Source organism: Lysobacter sp. DMC104 (assembly GCF_056313665.1).
The window spans coordinates 1-21,554 of record NZ_JBQUZW010000023.1 but is presented as its reverse complement, the minus strand read 5'-3'; the positions used below and the strand labels follow the sequence as shown (position 1 = coordinate 21,554).

At 67.6% G+C, this 21,554-nt stretch carries 12 protein-coding genes and 2 pseudogenes; 8 read left to right on the top strand and 6 right to left on the bottom strand.

Annotated features, from left to right (window positions below; all coding sequences use genetic code 11):
• Positions 1-1,742 (bottom strand): annotated as a pseudogene (locus ACT53R_RS19315) (hypothetical protein); the annotation flags it as partial.
• A gap of 530 nt (positions 1,743-2,272) precedes the next feature.
• Between ACT53R_RS19315 and ACT53R_RS19310 the strand changes: the two are divergent.
• Together ACT53R_RS19310 and yjjJ are read left to right on the top strand one after the other, a co-directional pair.
• A complete protein-coding gene (locus tag ACT53R_RS19310) occupies positions 2,273-5,959 on the top strand; it encodes an indolepyruvate ferredoxin oxidoreductase family protein (protein WP_476173546.1) in 3,687 nt (1,228 codons plus the stop codon).
• Positions 5,960-6,130: 171 nt separating this feature from the next.
• Positions 6,131-7,519: a type II toxin-antitoxin system HipA family toxin YjjJ gene (gene yjjJ, locus ACT53R_RS19305; RefSeq protein WP_476173545.1), complete on the top strand. Its 1,389-nt coding sequence runs from the start codon at positions 6,131-6,133 to the stop codon at positions 7,517-7,519.
• A gap of 12 nt (positions 7,520-7,531) precedes the next feature.
• Here the strand turns inward: yjjJ and ACT53R_RS19300 are convergent, their stop codons facing one another.
• Positions 7,532-8,995 (bottom strand): hypothetical protein, encoded by a 1,464-nt coding sequence (locus tag ACT53R_RS19300; protein ID WP_476173544.1) that lies wholly within the window; start codon positions 8,993-8,995, stop codon positions 7,532-7,534.
• Between the two features lie 396 nt (positions 8,996-9,391).
• Here ACT53R_RS19300 and ACT53R_RS19295 point away from each other — a divergent pair, with 396 nt between their 5' ends.
• The 3 genes from ACT53R_RS19295 (at position 9,392) to ACT53R_RS19285 (ending at position 10,778) form a co-directional block, all read left to right on the top strand.
• Positions 9,392-9,733, top strand: coding sequence for an I78 family peptidase inhibitor (locus ACT53R_RS19295; protein ID WP_476173543.1), 342 nt, complete (start codon positions 9,392-9,394; stop codon positions 9,731-9,733).
• A gap of 80 nt (positions 9,734-9,813) precedes the next feature.
• Positions 9,814-10,332 carry a guanyl-specific ribonuclease gene (locus ACT53R_RS19290; RefSeq protein ID WP_476173542.1) on the top strand — a complete coding sequence of 173 codons (519 nt, stop codon included), beginning with the start codon at positions 9,814-9,816 and terminating at the stop codon, positions 10,330-10,332.
• The gene (locus tag ACT53R_RS19285) at positions 10,329-10,778 is read left to right on the top strand and encodes a barstar family protein (protein ID WP_476173541.1); all 450 of its coding nucleotides are present in this window, start codon (positions 10,329-10,331) and stop codon (positions 10,776-10,778) included. Before ACT53R_RS19290 ends, ACT53R_RS19285 begins: the two co-directional genes overlap by 4 nt.
• An 8-nt stretch (positions 10,779-10,786) precedes the next feature.
• On the opposite strand, the gene ACT53R_RS19280 is transcribed toward ACT53R_RS19285, so the two are convergent.
• Positions 10,787-11,329, bottom strand: coding sequence for a hypothetical protein (locus tag ACT53R_RS19280; RefSeq protein WP_476173540.1), 543 nt, complete (start codon positions 11,327-11,329; stop codon positions 10,787-10,789).
• Positions 11,326-12,600, bottom strand: a complete 1,275-nt coding sequence (locus ACT53R_RS19275; RefSeq protein WP_476173539.1) for a TCR/Tet family MFS transporter — start codon at positions 12,598-12,600, stop codon at positions 11,326-11,328. Before ACT53R_RS19275 ends, ACT53R_RS19280 begins: the two co-directional genes overlap by 4 nt.
• Positions 12,601-13,034: 434 nt before the next feature.
• Here ACT53R_RS19275 and gltB point away from each other — a divergent pair, with 434 nt between their 5' ends.
• Both gltB and ACT53R_RS19265 read left to right on the top strand, forming a co-directional pair.
• The gene (gene gltB, locus ACT53R_RS19270) at positions 13,035-17,513 is read left to right on the top strand and encodes a glutamate synthase large subunit (protein WP_476173538.1); all 4,479 of its coding nucleotides are present in this window, start codon (positions 13,035-13,037) and stop codon (positions 17,511-17,513) included.
• A gap of 94 nt (positions 17,514-17,607) precedes the next feature.
• Positions 17,608-19,101 (top strand): FAD-dependent oxidoreductase, encoded by a 1,494-nt coding sequence (locus ACT53R_RS19265; protein ID WP_476173537.1) that lies wholly within the window; start codon positions 17,608-17,610, stop codon positions 19,099-19,101.
• Between the two features lie 15 nt (positions 19,102-19,116).
• On the opposite strand, the gene ACT53R_RS19260 is transcribed toward ACT53R_RS19265, so the two are convergent.
• Positions 19,117-19,266 (bottom strand): hypothetical protein, encoded by a 150-nt coding sequence (locus ACT53R_RS19260; RefSeq protein WP_476173536.1) that lies wholly within the window; start codon positions 19,264-19,266, stop codon positions 19,117-19,119.
• A gap of 171 nt (positions 19,267-19,437) precedes the next feature.
• Between ACT53R_RS19260 and ACT53R_RS19255 the strand changes: the two are divergent.
• A pseudogene (locus ACT53R_RS19255) lies at positions 19,438-20,517 on the top strand (IS481 family transposase).
• A 523-nt stretch (positions 20,518-21,040) separates the two neighbouring features.
• Here ACT53R_RS19255 and ACT53R_RS19250 read toward each other — a convergent pair.
• On the bottom strand, positions 21,041-21,554 hold a 514-nt coding region (locus ACT53R_RS19250), incomplete at its 5' end, for a hypothetical protein (protein WP_476173535.1).

Here is a 21,554-nt window from a genome sequence, read left to right as displayed (position 1 = left end):
GGCGTCGGACCGGCCGTGCTCGTGCAGTGCGCCGCCGCCGGGCAGGTCGGATCACCGCCACCCGTCACGCTCGCCGTGTTGGTCACGCTCGGCTGCGCCGACACCGTCGGCGTCACCGGGATCACGAAGCTCGTGCTGCTGCCCGCGGCCAGGCCGGAGGCAATGGTGCAGGTCACCGTCTGGCCCGCGCTCGTGCAGCCCGCCGGCAGCGTGCCGATCGTCAGGCCCGTCGGGATCGTGTCGGTGATCGTGGAGACGGCGTTCGTCGCCGCCGTGCCCGTGTTGCTCACCTGCAGCGTGTACGAGGCCGGGACGCCGACCGTGAAGCTCGCCGCCGAAGCGGTCTTCGTCAGCGTCAGCTCCGGCGCGTTCACCGGCGTCGGGCCGGCCGTGCTCGTGCAGTGCGCCGCCGCCGGGCAGGTCGGATCACCGCCGCCCGTCACCGTCGCCGTGTTCGTCACGCTCGGCTGCGCCGACACCGTCGGCGTCACCGGGATCACGAAGCTCGTGCTGCTGCCCGCGGCAAGGCCGGAGGCAATGGTGCACGTCACCGTCTGGCCGGCTGCCGTGCAGCCCGCCGGCAGCGTGCCGATGGTCAGACCCGTCGGGATCGTATCGGTGATGGTCGACACGGCGTTCGTCGCCGCCGTGCCGGTGTTCGACACCTGCAGCGTGTACGACGCAGGCACGCCGACCGTGAACGAAGCGGCGCTCGCCGTCTTCGTCAGCGTCAGCACCGGCGCGTTCACCGGCGTCGGGCCGGCCGTGCTCGTGCAATGCGCCGCCGCCGGACAGGTCGGATCGCCGCCACCCGTCACCGTCGCCGTATTGGTCACGCTCGGCTGTGCCGACACCGTCGGCGTCACCGGGATCACGAACGACGTGCTGCTGCCCGCGGCAAGGCCCGCCGCGATCGTGCACGTCACCGTCTGGCCGGCCGCCGTGCAGCCCGCCGGCAGCGTGCCGATCGTCAGGCCCGCCGGGATCGTGTCGGTGATCGTCGACACGGCATTCGTCGCCGCCGTACCGGTGTTGCTGAGCTGCAGCGTGTACGAAGCCGGGACACCCACCGTGAAGCTCGCCGCCGAGGCGGTCTTGGTCAGCGTCAGCTGCGGGCGGTCGACCGTCGTGGTGACCGAACCGGTGTTGTTGCCGGTGCAGGTGACGGGCGAGCCGGAGCAGTTGGGATCGCCGACGCCGGTGGGCGGCAGCACGGTGGCGGTATTGGTGATGCTCGCCGCGGCAGCGGCGTCGACCGTGCAGGAAATGGTGAGGGTGGCACTGCCGCCATTGGGCAGGGCGAGGCCACTCCAGGTGCCGGTGCCCGTGGCACCCGGGGCGATGGTGCCGACGGTGAAGGTGCCGGCGGAGGGGGTGTACGTGCAGCCGGTCAGGCCGGCGGGCAGGCTTTCCTGGATGGAGAGGGTGTCGCCGGCAACGATTGCGCTGGGGCCGGCGTTGCCGAGGGTGAGGGTGTAGTTGAGGATCTGGCCGACGATTACCGGGCTGGGGCTGGCGGTCTTCACCAGACTCAGGTCCGAAGTCCGGACGATGGTGTCGCTGTCCGTCGCGGTGTTGTTGGCGACATTGGGGTCGGTGACGCTGGACGGCGGCGCGACCGAAGCGGTGTTGACCGCCTGCGACCAGGCGACCGGGCTCGCAAGGAGTCCGGCAGCGAGCAGGGTGACGGCGACGATCGAACGACGCACGGTGTCCGCGATGCAAGTCGGTTTGGCCAGCACTGAAACTCCCCCTGGGCCGACCGGATTGCGGTCGCCACCCGTTACTCGTTGAAGCAGTGCCCGACCCCCGTGCACTGCCGCTCTGTTGCCACCATGCCGAACGCCCCTCGGGCGAAGTGCCGTCCGGGCGGGACATGGGTCGTCACGTTCCGTCCCCGAGGGTCCGGGAACGGGACGGACTGCGATCGCCTTCTTTCGCACGCATGTCGCCGTTGGCCCGGAAGCAAGTTTCGGGCCAACAACGGACATTCATCACGGAATCCGGGCAAGTCGCTGATCCATGTGAGTTCCCCGCATCGGGCAAACTCCCCGATCGATCGTGACGCGTCAGCGCATTTGGTCACATTTTGCGCATTTTCGCCCCGGCCGGCGCAGACCCGTCTCCGGCCGCCGAAGCGCGGAAACGCCTTGCATCCGGCAGCGCGGGAGTCGGCATCGGCCGCCCAACTCCGCGCCCCTGCTAGAATTTTCACTCTATTCCCTCCTCTGCGCGCGCCGGGCCCGCCCGTCGCCAAGGACGCCCGACCGTCATGACCAGCACCACCGACTTTCGTCCAATCCCCCGCGAACCGGCCGCCCCGTCGACCGTGGACCGCACCTACACCCTGGACGACAAGTTCACCCGGACCGAGGGCCGCATCTACCTGTCGGGCGTCCAGGCGCTGGTCCGGCTGCCGCTCATGCAGCGGCTGCGCGACCAGGCCGCCGGGCTGGCCACCGCCGGGTTCATCAGCGGCTACCGCGGCAGCCCGCTGGGCGGCTTCGACCTGGAGCTGTGGCGGGCGAAGAAGCACCTGGAGAAGGCGGGGGTGAAGTTCACTCCCGGCCTGAACGAGGACCTGGGCGCCACTATGGTTTGGGGCACCCAGCAGACCAACCTGTTCCCGGGCGCGAAGGTCGATGGCGTGTTCGGCATGTGGTACGGCAAGGGCCCTGGCGTGGACCGCTGCGGCGACGTGTTCAAGCACGCCAACGCAGCCGGCACCTCGAAGTTCGGCGGCGTGCTGGCGATGGCCGCAGACGATCACGCCTGCCGCAGCTCCACGCTGCCGCATGGCAGCGAAGGCGAATTCCAGTCCGCGCTGATGCCGGTGCTGAACCCGGCCGGCGTGCAGGACATTCTCGACATGGGCCTGATCGGCTGGGCGATGTCGCGCTACACCGGCCGCTGGGTCGGCTTCAAGACGATCGCCGAAACCGTGGAATCGTCGGCGTCGGTCGACGTCAATCCGCTGGCGCTGCAGATCGTCACGCCGGACGACTTCGAGATCCCGCCGGGCGGGCTCAACATCCGTTGGCCGGACCCGCCGCTGGACCAGGAAATGCGCCTGCATCGCTACGCGGTGAAGGCCGCGCAGGCGTTCGCGCGCGCCAATCGCCTCGATCGCGTGGTGATCGATTCGCCGAACGCGCGGCTCGGCATCGTCACCACCGGCAAGAGCTATCTCGACGTGCTGCAGGCGCTGGAATACCTCGGCCTCGACGCGCACGCCTGCGCGGACCTCGGCATCCGCGTGTACAAGGTCGGCATGACCTGGCCGCTGGAGCCGATGGGCATCCGCGCGTTCGCGCGCGGGCTGCAGGACATCGTGGTGGTCGAGGAGAAGCTCGGCTTCATCGAGAGCCAGATGAAGGAGCTGTTCTACAACTTCGAGGGCGACCGACCGAGCATCGTCGGCAAGTTCGACGAGAGCGGCGCTTGGATCCTGCCCAGCACCGGCGAACTGACCCCGGCGACGATCGCGGGCGTGATCGGCCGGCGCATCCAGCGCTTCCACGCCAGCGAACGCATCGAGAACGTGATGCAGTGGATGGCGGAGAAGGAAGGCGAACTCGCGCTGCCACGCGCCAGCTTCCCGCGCGTGCCGCACTACTGCAGCGGCTGCCCGCACAACACTTCGACCAAGGTGCCGGAAGGTTCGCGCGCGCTCGGCGGCATCGGTTGCCATTACATGGTGACGTGGATGGACCGCAACACCGACACTTTCACCCACATGGGCGGCGAAGGCGTGACGTGGTGCGGGCAGGCGGCGTTCACCGAGAACGAGCACGTCTTCCAGAACCTTGGCGACGGCACGTATTTCCATTCCGGTTCGCTCGCGATCCGCCAGTCGATCGCCGCCGGCGTCAACATCACCTACAAGATCCTCTACAACGACGCGGTCGCGATGACCGGCGGCCAGCCGGTCGACGGCACGCTGACCGTGCCGCAGATCGCGCAGCAGATGCGCGCCGAGGGCGCGTACACGATCGTGGTCGTGAGCGACGACATCCTGAAGTGGACGCGCCAGCGCTACCTGTTCCCGAACGACGTCGAGTTCTTCGACCGCCGCGAACTGGACGAGGTGCAGAAGAAGCTGCGCAAGACCAAGGGCGTCAGCATCCTGATCTACGACCAGACCTGCGCCACCGAGAAACGCCGCCGCCGCAAGCGCGGCAAGCTGGTCGATCCGCAGAAGCGCGTCGCGATCAACTCGCTGGTCTGCGAAGGCTGCGGCGACTGCGGCGTGAAGAGCTTCTGCGTCTCGGTGCTGCCGAAGGAAACCGAATACGGCCGCAAGCGCGACATCGACCAGAGCAACTGCAACAAGGACTACAGCTGCGTCGAGGGCTTCTGCCCGAGCTTCGTCACCGTGCACGGTGGCCAGTTGCGCAAGGGCAACAAAGTCAACGCCGCGGACCGCCTCGGCGACCTGCCGATGCCGACGTTCGCCAGCGCGCTCGATCGTCCCTGGAACATCCTCATCACCGGCGTCGGCGGCACCGGCGTGGTGACGATCGGCGCGCTGCTGGGCATGGCCGGCCATCTCGAAGGCAAGGGCGCGACCGTGCTCGACCAGACCGGCCTCGCGCAGAAAGGCGGCGCGGTGACCACGCACATCCGCCTGGCGCGCACGCCCGACGACATCCACGCCGTGCGCATCGCCGCCGGCGAGGCCGACCTCGTGCTCGGCTGCGACATGGTCGTGGTCAACGACTACTGGGCGCTGTCGAAGATCCGCGGCGACCGCACCAACGTCGTGCTCAACAGCTACGAGGCGATGCCCGGCACCTTCACCACGCGCCCGGACATGCAGTTCCCGGCGGCCGACATCGTCGCCGCGGTGCGCACCGCGCTGGGCGGCAAGGAGCCGTCGCTGGTCGACGCCACCCAGCTCGCCACCGCGCTGATGGGCGACGCGATCGCGGCCAACCTCTTCATGCTCGGCTACGCCTGGCAGCAGGGGCTGGTGCCGATCTCGTTCGATGCGCTGATGCGCGCGGTCGAACTCAACGGCGCCGCGGTGCAGATGAACAAGACCGCGTTCGCGTGGGGTCGCCTCGCCGCGATCGACCTGCCGGCGGTCGTCGAAGCCGCCGGCATCGTCAAGAACGCGCCGACCACCGCCGAAGCCACGCCGCATGCGCTGCCGCTGCTGGCGCCGACGCCGTCGGAAGGCCACGAATCCGGCCTCAATCCGCAGGCCGCGAACCTGCGCGACGCGCAGGAGCTGCGCCACGTGCCGGCCAGCGGCGGCGGCGATGCGTTCGCGCCGCTCGACGACACGCGCCTGTCGCGCTCGATCGACGAGATCATCGCCCGCCGCGTCGCGTTCCTCACCGACTACCAGGACGCGATGTACGCGAAGCGCTATGCCGACCTCGTCGCGAAGGTGCGCGCGGCCGAACAGGCGAAGGCACCGGGTTCGACCGACCTGTCGGAAGCCGTCGCGCGCTATGCGTTCAAGCTGATGGCGTACAAGGACGAATACGAAGTCGCGCGCCTGTACACCAGCGGCGATTTCCAGCGCCGCCTGCAGCAACAGTTCGAAGGCGACTACACGCTGCGCTTCCACCTCGCGCCGCCACTGCTGGCGAAGAAGGACGCGCAGGGCCGCCTGATCAAGCAGGAATACGGCCCGTGGATGCTGAAGGCGTTCGGCCTTCTCGCCAAGCTGCGCGGCCTGCGCGGCAGCACCTTCGACGTGTTCGGCTACACCGCCGAGCGCAAGATGGAGCGACAGCTGATCGCCGACTACTTCGCCACGATCGACACGCTGCTGGCGAAGCTCGATGCCGGCAACGTCGCACTGGCCACCGAGATCGCCTCGATCCCCGAGCACATCCGCGGCTTCGGCCACGTCAAGGAAGCGCACCTGCACAAGGCGAAGGCGCGCGAAGCGGCGCTGCTGGAGAAGTGGAACGCGACACCGGTGGCGGTGCGCGCGGCGGCCTGACCGGCCGCCGCTATTGCCATCGAATCAAAGGCTTATACATTCAATGGTCCGAGCGCATCCTAAAAATCGTTAAATTAATCGTTAAATAAATCAGTCAGCAAAACTTCTATCTGATTGATTTCAAGAACCTTTCGGTGTAGGAAATCATTTCCTTACCGTAAGTCTTTTTCCATGGCCTTCCCCAGCGATCGACTCCGGCTGGCGATGCGCTCCCTCGGCCCGGCCAGCGCCAGCGCGCTGGCCCGGCATCTGGGCGTCAGCACGCCGACCGTGACCACGGCATTGACGCGTCTCGGCGACGAGGTGCTGTCGACGGGGCGCGGACGCGCGAGCCGTTACGCACTTCGCCGTGACGTCGGGCGGAACGGCAATCGCTGGCCACTGTTCCGGATCGCCCCGGACGGACGGCCCGAACGCCTCGGGGAGCTGCACGCCCTGCATGGCGATCGCCAGTGCTGGTATCTGCAAGCGGACCGGCCACTGCCGTTGTACATGCACGGCGACTTCTCGTCCGGGTTCTATGACGACTTACCGTGGTTTTTGCTTGCTTTGCGACCGCAGGGGTATCTAGGGCGAGAGTTCGCGAAGTGGTATTCAGATGAAATCAGCGCCCCCGACGATCCTCGTCACTGGCAGGCAGACGACATCCTGCTTGCCTTGCTGCATTACATGGCAGACCCGCTTGGTGATCTCGTCCTGGACCGAGAGATCATGCGCATCGCGTGGAGTGGGTCGAATTCTGACGGTATCCCGATCGAGGAACGCGCCAAGGTCTTTGTGTCGCTTGCGCAGCATACCGCCACCACGAGACGCCCCGGTTCTTCGGCCGCTGGCGAACAACCCAAATTCGTTACCTCTTTCATGCAATCGGAGGATGTGGGCGAGGACGTCATCGTCAAATTCGTCCACATCGACCCCGACAACGCTGCCACACGGCGCTGGGGCAACCTGTTGCTGTGCGAAGAACAGGCGCTGCATCTGCTGAACGAGCATGGCATCGCCAGCGCGTCGACTGAAATCGTCGACGTCGACAACTGGCGATTCCTCCAGTCCACGCGCTTCGATCGGACGCCACAGGGCGGTCGCATCGGCGTGGTCGCGCTCGACGCGCTTGACGCTGCGTATGGCGGCGGCGTGGGCAACCCCTGGCTGCCATCGGCGCTGGAATTGCATCGCCAAGGCTTCATCGCCACCGACGATATCGAGCGCATCCGTCTGCTCGACGCCTTCGGCCGACTGATCGGCAACACCGACATGCACGGCGGCAACTTGAGCTTCTTCGTCGATGTCGACAGTCAGATCGTGCGTCTCACGCCGGTCTACGACATGCTCCCGATGCACTATCGCCCCAACGAAAGCGGCACCGTTCGCGACGATCCGTTCACATTGCCGACGCCCGACCTGGGCCGCATCGCCATCTGGGCCAAGGCAACGTCGCTCTCACTGTTGTTCTGGCGGCGCATGAGCGAGGACTCGCGTCTGGACGATCGCTTCCGTGAACTGTGCGCCGGCAATGTCGAGCGTGTGGACGCATGGGCCAAGCGATACGGATTCGAGTGAGTCGTCGCGCCGTCAGTCGCGCCGCACCCAGCGGGCGTAGGCGGCCTCGCGCTCGGCGTCGCTGTAGAAGTGGCGCATGAAGGCACTGTCGTACAGCGAGGACAGCAGGTTCCCGGGCAGGCGGAAGTCGCGCAGCATCCGGCGGTAGAGGCCGGAATACGCCTTGTCTTCGCCGACGTTGCGCGCATCCAGCCGCAGCGTGGGCACGCCGATGAAGGCCGCGAGCGGCGCGGCCATGCGCGACAGGTCTTCCTGGCGGTAGATCAGCAACTCGATGCCCGCATGGTCGATGCGCGCATGCCCGGCGGCATGGTCGAAGGGATGCGCGTAGACATCGAGGCCGCAGTGGTAGCGGTGGTCGAACCAGCGCAGGCCGCTGGCGCAGGTTTCCCAGAAACGCTCCTCGATCAGCGCCACGGCGTCGGCGACGTTCAGCACGGCGCCGCCGTGGTACTGGAACAGGCCCGACAGCGTCCACGACACGATTTCGCGCGTGGCCGAGATCACCTTCACCGGCCGCGCGCGTTCATGCACCAGGATGCGCGAATACGGCAGGCGGTTCGACGGATAACCGGTGACCACGTCCGTCGGCCAGTGCAGGTGGATGACGCCGCCGTCGTAGCCGGCCTCCTGCAGCCCGGCGGCGATCGCGTGCGATCCCACCTTGCCCATCTGGTACACGTGCAGCGCGGCATCGTGCAGCCAGGCGCTGTCGCGGTTCGGGATGCGCTCCTCGTACCAGCCTTCGTAGCAGTAGTGGATCTGCGCCGCGGCGTCGGTGGGCAGCGCGAGTTCCGGATAGCGTTCGCGGTAGAACCCCGGGTCGAAGCCGTCGAGGCGCGCGAGGTCGAAGATCCGCCGCTCGTAGTAGCCCTGGTGGAAGAAATGGCCGAACGCATGCGCATGGCCATCGCCCGTGGCGGCGACGTCGGGATTCGCGATCAGGTATTCGCGCCAGCGGAAGTCGCGCAGGATGCGCCCGGCGAACGGCGACTGGTAGAGGTTCGGCAGTGCCGGCGGCGGCAACGGCAGCGGTCGCCGGTCGATCTCGAACTGCAGCGGCGAAGCCTCCTCATCGGGCACGGCATCGATCACCGCCGCCAGCGCCGGAAGCGCGGCGAGGTCGATCGGCGTGCATGCCGGCAAGGCCTTCAGCACGTCCTCGACCTCCGACGCCTCGTCGTCGGACAGTGGCACCGGATGCCAGTGCACCGAGCGCACCAGTTGCATGCGGGTGACCCCCGGTCGCCGCAGCGCCTCGCCTTCGACATCGCCCGCGAGCAGCGTACCGTCTGCCGCGGACGCGACCACGATCACGTCGCCCACGGCGCAGGTATCGACGAAACAGTGTTCGCGCGCGGCGACGGCAGGTGCCGGGTCGGGCTCGAGATCGAGCGCGCAGACAGCGCGGCGCTCGAAGTCCGCGAGGGCATTGGCGTCGCACTCGCCGAACCACCAGATGTTGCGATCTTGCATGTCAGCCTCCTCCCCCCGCCACGCCTCGAACGCACGGAAGCCGGGACGGTTGACACACAGGCGCAGGACACGCGTTCGGACATCGCCGAAGGTGTCGCGCGTCAGGCTTGTCGCCATGCTTGCGCGCGTGTGCACGGAGGCGTGCACCGCGATGCAAGTCTAGCGCCGCGACGCGGTGTCTTCGACCGATGCGTCGCATCGCGATGTCGATTCGTGATCGATGGCCGTTCGGCATGCGCGATCGCGCATGGATCGTGCAGGTCGAACGATATCGCGCATCGATCGAATCGCGGGAAATGAAAGACCGGGACGGATCCCGCACACGTCTCCGGCTTTTACGAAATCCTACGAGCGACATGCATACTGCGCGCACCCTCCACGGAAAGGACCTGCGCCATGGCCTCGTCTCCGATCCCGTTGTTCGCGCTGCTCACGCTGGCTGCCTGCACGCCCGTCGGATCGCAGGAAAGCCCGCCCTCCGGCGCGGTCGTCGGCGAAGAACCGCCGGTGCTGGCCGGCTCCGGCCTCGATGCACCCACCTGCGATGCCGCGAAGGCGCAGGACTTCGTCGGACGCAAGGCGGACGAGGGCACCGTGCAGGCCGCGATGGCCGCCAGCGGCGCCAAGGCGCTACGCGTACTGCGCCCCGGCGTGATGGTCACGCAGGACTACCGCGGCGACCGGCTGAACCTGCAGCTCGACGGCAAGGGCATGATCGCCTCGGCGACCTGCGGCTGAACGCGAGGAATTGACCCGGATCAGCCCGCGCGCCGCCGCGCGGGTCCATCGTGGACCACGACAGCGACGGGAGACGGCCGATGCCGACACGGACGGGTTCGGGGTGGAAGATCTGGGGGACGCTGGCGCTGCTGGCGATCGTGGCGTGGTTCGCGCTGCGGACGCCGCCTCCGCCCGCGCCTGCGGAGGCACCCGCGCAGACGGCACCCGCACGCACGGGCGACACGCCGCTGGCGATGCCGCCGCCCCTGTCGATGCCGTCGACGGCGTCGGCTCCCGCACGCAACGATGTGCAGGCCGCGACGACCTATCCCGATTTCCTGCCGCCGGAAGCCATCGACACGCTGCACCTGATCGCACGCGGTGGCCCGTATCCGCACCGGCAGGACGACGCCACGTTCGGCAACCGCGAACGCCGGCTGCCACCGCAGCCGCGCGGCTATTACCGCGAATACACCGTGGAAACGCCGGGATCGCGCGATCGCGGCGCGCGGCGGATCATCGCCGGCGGCCAGCCGCCGACCGAATTCTTCTACACCGACGACCACTATCGCAGCTTCCGCCGCTTCACCCTCGACGGGCAGGAGGCTGCACGATGAGCGCGATGGAACTGAATGCCCTGCTCGCCGATCCCGAGCGCGCAGGTGCGTACTTCGTCGACACGCGCGATCGCGAGGCGCTGCTCGAGGCCGGGCGGGCGCTGCGCTTTTGCGTGCAGGCCGTCGACCTGCGCGCCTGCACCGACACCGGCGCCGCGCTGCGCGAGATCGCCGAGGCGCTGGAATTCCCCGACTGGTTCGGCGACAACCTCGACGCCTTGGCCGACTGCCTCGCCGATCTCTCGTGGCTGGCGGCGCCGGGCTACCTGCTGCTGCTCGAACACGTCGGCGCCTGGCGCGAACAGGCCGCGGAGGACGTCGAGGCGGTGGTCGAGATCCTGCAGGACACCGCCGCGCGCTGGGCCGCGGACGCCGTGCCGTTCTGGGCGATGCTGCCGCTGCCGAGCCACGAACTGGCGGCGGTCGAAGGCGCGGACGAAGGCTGAGGCGTTCGTCAGCGGACGACGCGAGCCTGATAGTCCACGATCCGGGCGACCAGCTTTTTCGCCGAGCCTTCCGTGTTCGGGATGCGGATGGAGAGATGCGGACGCCGCTTGCCGTACAACCAGAGGCTGCGCGCGGGCAATCGCCGGGCGGGATCCTTCAGCCAGATGCCGATGTAGTCGCTGTGTCGATCGTGTTCACATGTCAGGCGGGCGATCTCGTCCCAGCGGACATCGACGCGTTGCCGTTCGTAGGGCATCGAGTGCAACCCTTCCGGATCCAGCACGAGCCAGGGGCCTGCATAGCGGAAGCGTTCCCGCGCATAACGCGCCATCAGGAAGAGAACGGCGCCGCCGAAGAGCAACATGAACGGCGGGAACCGCGGAGGATCGACGCCGAACGCGGCCCAACCCAGGCCCGCAAAAACGACGACGAACCACCACGAAAAGCGGAAGTCCGCATAGCGGAACTCGACGACGCCGGGCTCCACCGGCGCAGGCGCCGTCGTGTCGCGTGTTTCGATCGAATCCGGTGACGGGACGGGCGCGTTCACCCGCCCGCCACCTCCGTCGCGGGCGGCACGGCGGCCGGCGCGCCCGCAGGCGCGCGCGCATGGCGCCACGCGATCAGCCAGCCGCAGGCCAGCAACACCGCGGCGAGCAGGAACGCGATGCCGGGCAGGTGCACCGGCGCATGCGGGCCGATGAAGTAGCCGAACGAACCGGCGAACAGCGCCGGCGCGAAGATGCCGGCCAGCGACACCAGCCCGGTCAGCGCGCCGTTGACGCGGCCCTGCACCTCTGGTCCGACCTGGCGCGAAATCAGCGCCATCGTGGCCGGACTCGCGATCGCCCACAGGCCGCTGATCGGCAGGCCGCACAGGAACAGCCAACCGGTATCGGCGACACCGTAGATCAGGAAGCCGACGATGCCGCAGGCCAGGCCGAGCAGGATCGCGCGACGTTCGCCCAGCGCCTTCACCAGCTTGCCGACCAGCACCGCGTTGACGATCACGCTGATCACGCCGACCACCGCCAGCACGTAGCCGGCATGCTTCTGGTCCCAGCCGTAACGGACGTCGGCGAACAGCACGAACGTGCTCGGATAGACGTAGTGCGCGAAGTTCGCCATGAACACCAGCGCGACCAGGCCCCAGATCGCCGGATAGTCGCGCAGCAATGCCACACCGCCCATCGGCTTCGCGTGCGACCAGTCGAAGGTCGACGTGCGCTTCTCCGGCGGCAGCGATTCGGGCAACACGAACAGGCCGTACAGCACGTTCAGCAGCGCCAGGCCCGCGGAGAACCAGAACGGCAGGCGCAGGTCGATGTCGCCCAGCACGCCGCCGAGCAGCGGACCGATGACGAAGCCGAGGCCGAACGCCGCGCCGATCATGCCGAAGCCCTTGGCGCGTTCTTCCGGCGCGGTGACGTCGGCGATGTAGGCATTCGCGGTGCTGAAGCTGGCCGAGGTGATCGCCGAGATGATGCGGCCGACGAACAGCCACGCGAGGTCCGGTGCCAGCGCCATGAACACGAAGTCGATGCCGAGGCCGAGGCACGACAGCAGGATCACCGGCCGGCGGCCGTAACGATCCGACAGCGCGCCCTGGATCGGCGAGCTGAAGAACTGCACGAAGTAGTACGCACTGGCGAACACGCCGACCCAGTACGCCGCCTTCGACTCGTCGCCGCCGACGAACTGCTGCACCAGGTGCGGCAGCACCGGGATGATGACGCCGAACGCCAGCACGTCGATCAGCACGGTGACGAAGATGAAGGCCAGCGCGGCGCGGCGCCGGCCGGCGACCAGGGGCGTGTTCACGTGGGGACGGGGAGGAAGCGGAGCGAGGGCGCAGTCTAGAGCGTGTCATGCACTTTTTCATACGCCGCGAAGCCCGTCCGCGGGCGCGAGCCAAGGCGCGGCCCGCCGCCAAGGCGGGTGGCCTTGGCAAGGGACGCAACGCCGGATCGCGCCCGCGGACGGGTTTCCCGAAGGGTTGCGCCCCTGGGCCACCGATGCGGCGCATGAAAAAGTGCATGACACGCTCTAGTCCGCACGGCCTGACCACGGTGTCCGCGACGGAGGACACCCTTCGACGAATGGACCGTTCCCCCCGGTTGCCGCAGTGCACCAATTGTGCTTAAGTCGGGTCATCCTGCGATGGACGCTCCCGTGGACCCGCCCGGCCCGCGAGGGCGTCCGCGCCTCCCGATTCCTCGTGAATCCCCTGGCGTTCCCTTCCCGGAGCCCGTCCGATGGAAAGCGACCAACGCGGCCTGACCGGCCTCTACGACCCGCGCGACGAGCGTGATGCCTGCGGTTTCGGGCTGATCGCGCAACTCGACGATCGTCCAAGCCCCGCCCTCGTGCGCAGCGCGCTGGAGGCGCTGGCACGCATGACCCACCGCGGCGGTGTCGCCGCCGACGGCCTCACCGGCGATGGCTGCGGCCTGCTGCTGAAGACCCCGGACGCCTTCCTCCGCGCGATCGCGGCCGAATCCGGCATCGTCCTCGGCCAGCGCTACGCCTCGGGAATCGTATTCATGCCGCACGACGCGGACGCGATCGACCGCGTCCGCGCCGCCTTCGCGCAGGCGCTGCGCGGCGTCGGCCTGGCGGTGTCGGGCTGGCGCACGGTGCCGGTCGACGATTCGGTCTGCGGCGAACTCGCCCGCGCGCACCTGCCGGCCATCGAACAGATCTTCGTGGTACCCGTGCTCGACGTCGAAGGCGCGCGCATGGCGGCGGCGGAATTCCAGCGTGCGCTGTACGTGGCGCGACGCCGCGCCGAACAGGCGTTGCAGGACGTGCCCGGCCTGCACGTGGTCAGCCTCTCGGCCAGCAGCATCGGCTACAAGGGCATGGTGCTGCCGGAATCGCTGCCGAAGCTCTATCCCGACCTGCAACGGCCGGAGCTGGCCAGCAGCGCGGTGGTCTTCCACCAGCGTTTCTCCACCAACACCAGCCCGCGCTGGCCGCTGGCGCAACCGTTCCGCCTGCTCGCGCACAACGGCGAGATCAACACGATCGCCGGTAACCGCGTCTGGGCCCGTGCGCGCGCCCACGTGTGGCAGCCGAACGGTTTCGATCCGGCGGAATTCGATCCGCCGATCGAGATGAACGGCTCCGACTCGCAGAGCCTCGATTCGATGCTGGAGCTGCTCCAGGCCGGCGGCATGGACCTGCTGAAGGCGCTGCGCATCCTCATCCCGCCGGCGACGCAGTCGCTGGAATACAAGGACGCCGACCTGCTGGCGTTCTACGAGTACTACGCGCTCAACAGCGAGCCGTGGGACGGCCCGGCCGGCATCGTCGCCTTCGACGGCCGCTTCGCCGCGTGCACGGTCGATCGCAACGGCCTGCGCCCTGCGCGGTGGCAGATCAGCGACGACCGCACCTTCATGGTCGCGTCCGAAGCCGGCGTGTGGGACGTCGACAACACCCGCATCCTCGCCAAGGGCAAGCTCGGCCCGGGGCAGATGATCGCCGCGGACCTGGAGACCGGCCGCCTGCTCGATTCCGACGCCATCGACGCGATCAACCGCGCGCGCGCGCCGTACAAGCAGTGGCTGAAGCAGGGCATGACCTACCTGCACACCGAACTGGTCGATCCGAACCTCACCTCGATGCCGTTCGACGCGTCGACGCTGGCCGGCTTCCAGAAGCTGTTCCAGCTCACCCGCGAGGAACGCGAGCAGATCCTGCGCCCGCTGGCGGAAACCGAACAGGAAGCCGTGGGCTCGATGGGCGACGACGTGCCGATGGCCGCGCTCTCCGCGCAGGTGCGGCCGCTGTACGACCGCTTCCGCCAGGCGTTCGCGCAGGTGACCAATCCGCCGATCGACTCGCTGCGCGAGGACTGCGTGATGTCGCTGGGCACGCAGATCGGCCGCGAGGGCAACCTCTTCGCCGACGGGCCGGAGCAGGTCGCGCACGTCATGCTGAACTCGCCGGTGCTGTCGCAGCGCAAGCAGCGCCAGCTGCTGACGATGGCGCCGTACGCCGAATCGCATCGCTACCTCGACCTGAACTATTCGCCCGAGGAAGGCCTGCGCGCCGCGCTCGAACGCCTGTGCGCCGAGGCCGAGGCCGCCGCCCGCGACGGCGTGCTGCTGCTGATCCTCACCGACCGCCGCCCGCGCCGCGACCACCTGCTGGTGCATGCGTTGCTCGCCACCGGCGCGGTGCACCAGCATCTGGTGCGCACCGGCCTGCGCTGCACGTCCAACCTCATCGTCGAAACCGGCACCGCGCGCGACCCGCACCACTTCGCCTGCCTCATCGGCAACGGCGCGACCGCGGTGTATCCCTATCTCGCCTACCAGACGCTGCACGACCTCGGCGAGCGCGGCATCCTCAAGACCAAGCACGGCGAAGGCACCCAGATCGGCCGCAGCTACCGCCGCGGCATCAAGAAGGGCCTGCTGAAGATCATCTCGAAGATGGGCATCAGCACCATCGGCAGCTACCGCGGCGCGCAGCTGTTCGAGATCGTCGGACTCGCGAAGGAAGTCGTCGACCTGTGCTTCACCGGCACGCCCTCGCGCATCGGCGGCGCCACGTTCGAACAATTGCAGGCTGAAACTGCCGAAGTCGCCGCGCGCGCCTGGGACAACAACGCGCTGCCGGAATTCGGCGGTCTGCTGCAGTTCACGCCGAACGGCGAGTACCACCAGTACAACCCCGACGTCGTCACCACGCTGCAGCGCGCCGTGCGCAGCGGCCTGCGCGAGGACTGGAGCGCCTACGCCGCCGCGGTGAACGGCCGCCCGCCCGCCGCGCTGCGCGACCTGCTCGCGCTCGACACGGCGAAGGCCGTGGCCATTCCGCTCGACGAGGTCGAACCGGTCGAAAGCATCGTCAAGCGCTTCGACACCGCGGCGATGAGCCTCGGCGCGCTGTCGCCGGAAGCGCACGAGGCGCTGGCGATCGCGATGAACCGCCTCGGCGGCCGCAGCAATTCCGGCGAAGGCGGCGAAGACCCGGTGCGCTACGGCACCGACAAGGTGTCGAAGATCAAGCAGGTGGCGTCCGGCCGCTTCGGCGTGACCCCCGAATACCTCGTCAACGCGGAAGTGCTGCAGATCAAGGTCGCGCAGGGCGCCAAGCCCGGTGAAGGCGGCCAGCTGCCCGGCCACAAGGTCAACGCGCTGATCGCGCGGCTGCGCTACGCGCGCCCGGGCATCGGCCTGATCTCGCCACCGCCGCACCACGACATCTACTCGATCGAGGACCTCGCGCAGCTGATCTACGACCTGCGCCAGGTGAATCCCGAGGCGCTGATCTCGGTGAAGCTGGTGGCGCATGCCGGCGTGGGCACGATTGCCTCCGGCGTCGCGAAGGCCGGCGCCGACCTCGTCACCATCTCCGGCCACGACGGCGGCACCGGTGCCAGTCCGATCTCCTCGATCCGCTACGCCGGCACGCCGTGGGAACTCGGCCTGTCGGAAGCGCGGCAGTCGCTGATCGCCAACGGCCTGCGCGACCGCGTGATCGTGCAGGCCGACGGTGGCATGAAGACCGGCCTCGACGTGATCAAGGCCGCGCTGCTCGGCGCCGAATCGTTCGGCTTCGGCACCGCGCCGATGATCGCGCTGGGCTGCAAGTACCTGCGCATCTGCCACCTCAACAACTGCGCCACCGGCGTAGCCACGCAGGACGACCGCCTGCGCGAGGACCACTTCACCGGCCTGCCCGAACGCGTCGAGCATTTCTTCCGCGGCCTCGCCGAGGAAGTGCGCGGCTATCTCGCGCAGCTCGGCGCGCGCACGCTGGACGAGATCGTCGGCCGTACCGATCTGCTGCGCCAGACCGAAGGCACGCTGCCGGTGCATCGCCTGCTCGACCTCGCGCCGCTGCTGTCGACCGACGGCCTCGTCGGCCCCGCGCGCTGCGGCGTGCGCGCGCCGCAGCCGGCACCGACCGGCCTCGCCGCGACGCTGGAGAGCGACCTCGCCGACGCCATCGCACACAAGCGCGGCGGTACGTTCCGCCATGCGATCCGCAACACCGATCGCAGCATCGGTACGCGCCTGTCCGGCCGCATCGCCCGCCTGCACGGCAACCACGGCATGCACGGCGCGCCGATCGACCTGCACTTCGACGGCAGCGCCGGCCAGAGCTTCGGCGCGTTCCTCGCCGGCGGCCTGCACCTCGAACTCGAAGGCGAAGCCAACGACTACGTCGGCAAGGGCATGGCCGACGGCCGCATCGTCATCCGCCCGCCGCAGGGCGCGCGCTACGTCGCCAGCGAATCGCCGATCCTCGGCAACACCTGCCTGTACGGCGCCACCGGCGGCGAGCTGTACGCCGCGGGCCGCGCCGGCGAACGCTTCGGCGTGCGCAATTCCGGCGCGCTGGCGATCGTGGAAGGCGCCGGCGACCACTGCTGCGAGTACATGACCGGCGGCATCGTGACGGTGCTCGGCCGCACCGGCCTGAACTTCGGCGCCGGCTTCACCGGCGGCATGGCCTACGTGCTCGACATCGACCGCGATTTCGTCGATCGCTACAACCACGAGCTGATCGACATCCTGCGCATCAACCACGAAGGCTTCGAGAACCACCGCTCGCACCTGCTCGACCTGCTCGAACGCCACCAGCGCCTCACCGGCAGCGCGCTCGCACAGCGGCTGATCGACAACTTCCGCGACTATCTCGGCAAGTTCTGGCTGGTGAAGCCGAAGGCGGTGAGCATCGAGTCGCTGGGTGAAACGTTGCGGAGGGCCGCATGATGCCGTTGTTTTCGGTAGAGCGGCCTTCAGTCCGCTGCACACGCTTCCCACCCTTCGCGCAGCGGCCTGAAGGCCGCTCTACCGGGTCACATTCATGAGCAAGAAGACCCCGCAGGCGTTCCTGCAATCGCAGCGGCAGATGCCCGATCGCGTGCCGGTCGAAGCGCGTCGCGACGGCGACTGGCACGAGCTGTACGGCCGCTTCGGCGAAGCCGAAGCGAAGACCCAGGCATCGCGCTGCCTCGACTGCGGCAACCCGTACTGCAGCTGGGGCTGCCCGCTGCACAACTTCATCCCGCAGTGGCTGGAACTCGCGCGCGAAGGCCGCGTGCACGAAGCCGCGGCGCTGTGCCACGAGACCAATCCGCTGCCCGAGATCTGCGGTCGCGTCTGCCCGCAGGACAGGTTGTGCGAAGGCTCGTGCACGCTCAACGACGGCTTCGGCGCGGTCACCATCGGCGCGGTCGAGAAATACATCGTCGACAAGGCGCTGTCCGAAGGCTGGACGCCCGATCTCTCGCACGCGCCGGCCACCGGCAAGCGCGTCGCCGTCGTCGGTGCCGGCCCCGCGGGCCTCGCCTGCGCGGACCGGCTCGCACGCGCGGGCGTGCAGGCCGTGGTGTTCGATCGCTACGAACAGATCGGCGGCCTGCTGCAGTTCGGCATCCCCAGCTTCAAGCTCGAAAAGACCGTGATCGCCGAACGCCGCCGCGTGCTCGAAGGCATGGGCGTCGAATTCCGCCTCGGCGTCGAGATCGGCCGCGACGTGTCGCTGGACACGCTGCTCGCCGACTTCGACGCCGTGTTCCTCGGCCTCGGCAGCTATCGCTACACCGACGGCCAGTTGCCCGGCCAGGACCTGCACAACGTGCTGCCGGCGCTGCCGTTCCTCGTGCAGAACGGACGCATCGTCATCGGCGAAGACAATGCCGCCGGCCGGCCGATCGCCGGCTGGGAAGATCGCGTCGAACTGCCCGACCTGCGCGGCAAGCGCGTGGTCGTGCTCGGCGGCGGCGACACCGGCATGGACTGCGTGCGCAGCGCCGTGCGCCTGGGCGCGGCCGAAGTGAGCTGCGTCTATCGCCGCGACGAAGCCAGCATGCCCGGCTCCGCGCGCGAGGTCGCGAACGCGCGCGAGGAAGGCGTGCGCTTCCTGTTCCAGCGCGCGCCGCTGGCGCTGCTCGACGACGGCAACGCCCACGTTCGCGCCGTGCGCGTCGCCGAAACCCGCCTCGGCGAACCCGACGCGCGTGGCCGCCGTCGCCCAGAACAGGTGCCCGGCAGCGAAGTCGACCTCGACGCCGACATCGTGCTCATCGCGTTCGGCTTCCAGCCCGACCCGCCGGCGTGGCTCGTCGCACACGGCGTCACGCTGCACGATGACGGCCGCATCCGCGTCACTCCCGCACCGCCGCCACACCATCCGTTCCACTTCGATCCCGCGAATCCCGTGCACCCGTACCAGACCGCGAACCCGAAACTATTCGCCGGCGGCGACGGCGTCCGCGGCGCGGACCTCGTCGTCACCGCCGTGCAGGAAGGGCGGGATGCGGCGGGGAGCATCGTGCGGTTCATCGGCGCACGCTGACGCGCGCGCCGGGCGCTACGACGCCCGCTCCATCGCCGCTTCGATGCCTTCCAGCGAGCGGCCGCGCGTCTCGATGCCGCTGCGCCAGAGCATCAGGCCGGACACCGCCATCGGCAGCGCGATGACCAGCGCCGACAGCGCAAAGTGGTCGAAGAAGCCGAGCACGCCGAGTCCTGCGCCGAAGATGCCAGATAGCTCTGCTCATCGGATGTCCGGTTGTATGAGTTGAGTATTTCCCCGACAGTCCGCCCCTGAAATGCTCGTTTCAGGGCGGGCACCTGGGCCTTCGGTAGATTGGTGGTTACCACACCTTCCAGTCACACCCGGAGAACCCAGATGACCGCTTCCGAACAGATTACCAAGCGCAAGTTCTCGTTGCTGCAACTGGCCGAAGAACTCGGCAACGTCTCCAAGGCCTGCCAGCTCATGGGCTACCACCGAGACTCGTTCTACGAGATCAAGCGTGCCTTCCAGACCGCCGGTGTCGCCGGCCTCGTCGAGCAGAAACGGGGGCCGCGCGGACCACATCCCAACCGGGTCAGCCCCGAGGTCGAAACCGCCATCTTCGACTTCTGCCTCAAGCACCCCACCAAGGGATCCCAATTCGTCGCCAACCAGCTTCGGCTCTCCGGGATCGAAGTCAGCCCCTCGGGCGTACGTGGTGTCTAGCAGCGACACGACCTGCTCAAGCGCCATCGGCGTCTGCTCCGGCTGGAGGCTCGCGCCCGCGACACTACCTTCCTCCTCTCCGACGAGCAAATGCGCCTGCTCGAACGCGCCGGTAGCGATGCCATCCCGCAACACGTCGAGTCCTCCGCACCCGGAGAGCTCCTGAATCAGGACACCTTCTACTGGGGTACGCTCAAGGGGGTCGGCAAGGTCTACGTCCAGGTCGTCGTCGACACCTTATGCTCGCTGGCCTTCGCCAAGGTCTACACCAGCAAGATGCCGATCACCGCCGCGGACACGCTGTACGACCGCGTGCTGCCGTTCTACGAAGCCCTGGGCGTGCCGGTGCAATCCATCCTCACCGACAACGGCAGCGAGTTCTGCGGAAAACCCGAGCAGCATCCGTACGAACTGCTGCTGGCGATGGAAGACATCGAACACCGCACCACGAAGATCGCCACGCCGCGCAACAACGGCTTCGTCGAGCGCATGAACCGCACGCTGCTCGACGAATGCTTCCGCGTCGCTGGGCGACAAACCTGGTACATCACGCCCGCCGAGATCCAACGCGACCTCGATGCCTTCCTGCACTACTACAACCTCGAACGCAGCCATCAGGGCTATCGCCTGAAGGGCCAAACGCCCGCTCAGGCGCTACGCGAGACGCTCACGATCGAGGTCCTGCCGCCCATCGCTCCCGAGCAGGAGGTGACAGCCGAAATCGAACCCGACACACTCGCCGCGTGACCGCCTCCGCCGAGACCCGGGTGTCGGGCAATTACTAAACTTGCACACGGGCCTTGTGGTTTTCATGGGCTCTAGACTGCACCATAAAGGCTGCGCCGAGCAGCGAGAAGAAGATGTATGCCTTGACGCTCGCCAACCCCATGAGCCCGGCCATGAAATTCGCTCTGTGATTGAGCAGAAAGTAAAAAGTAACCACGAGTGCTCCGAGGCCACTGCCTATCAACGCCAAAGTCCAAAAAGATTTTCTAATCTTAAGGATTTTTAGCACGACCTTACAAAGACACAGAAATACCAGAACGCAAAAGCAAGTGATAAACCAGACGAACACTAAATCGCTCGCCATGTAATACCTCCCCACATTCACGTTATTGGGAGACCCGAGACCCAAGAGAAAGTCCGGAATTGGAAACGCCACGATCGCGAGCGTTGCGGCGATGAGCGTATAGCACAAAATAAAGACGGTTGCTCTCACAAGACCACCTCCAGACTAGCTTCTTTAATCGACAAAAATTATTTGCGGCGATCACTTGTGCGGATCCGGAAGATACGGGTTTGGGATGAAGGGACTGGGAGAGTACTGCCCCTTCAGCCGCCGCAAAGCTTCCTCAAGACCGTCCGGAGTCAGGTATGTGCCCAGCCCTTTGAAGGGACCAACACCGTCAATTAAGGAGCTGACGCCATCCGCGCACGTAAATCCATCGCCGTATTCACCAATGAGTCTATTTAATATCTCTTTCTCCTGCTTTGGCGTGGTGGCAAATGTGTACGTCCTTACGTTCGGACCGTCAGCTCTCTGATATTCAAGATAGTCCTGCAGGTTTGCATCGGCACCCTCATGAATGAATTCAGGCGGTTGACCTAGGTGCTCCCAATACGACCCATGAGGATCGACTAATACGGGCCCATCTCCGCTGTTATCAAAGTAGAGGCCGGCATGCTTACCCATCCAGGACATAGGGTTGACCTGCGTACGGATCTTGTAGCCACTCAGGCGGTGAGTCCCGTGGGGAGGGTATCGGGTTCGGACCAGTTCCGGC

What these genes read in the sequence shown, in the direction of transcription:
- gltB (WP_476173538.1), top strand. Translation starts at nt 13,035, where the DNA reads ATGGAAAGCGACCAACGCGGCCTGACCGGCCTCTACGACCCGCGCGAC.
- ACT53R_RS19310 (WP_476173546.1), top strand. Translation starts at nt 2,273, where the DNA reads ATGACCAGCACCACCGACTTTCGTCCAATCCCCCGCGAACCGGCCGCC.
- ACT53R_RS19290 (WP_476173542.1), top strand. Translation starts at nt 9,814, where the DNA reads ATGCCGACACGGACGGGTTCGGGGTGGAAGATCTGGGGGACGCTGGCG.
- yjjJ (WP_476173545.1), top strand. Translation starts at nt 6,131, where the DNA reads ATGGCCTTCCCCAGCGATCGACTCCGGCTGGCGATGCGCTCCCTCGGC.
- ACT53R_RS19300 (WP_476173544.1), bottom strand. Translation starts at nt 8,995, where the DNA reads ATGCAAGATCGCAACATCTGGTGGTTCGGCGAGTGCGACGCCAATGCC.
- ACT53R_RS19285 (WP_476173541.1), top strand. Translation starts at nt 10,329, where the DNA reads ATGAGCGCGATGGAACTGAATGCCCTGCTCGCCGATCCCGAGCGCGCA.
- ACT53R_RS19265 (WP_476173537.1), top strand. Translation starts at nt 17,608, where the DNA reads ATGAGCAAGAAGACCCCGCAGGCGTTCCTGCAATCGCAGCGGCAGATG.
- ACT53R_RS19295 (WP_476173543.1), top strand. Translation starts at nt 9,392, where the DNA reads ATGGCCTCGTCTCCGATCCCGTTGTTCGCGCTGCTCACGCTGGCTGCC.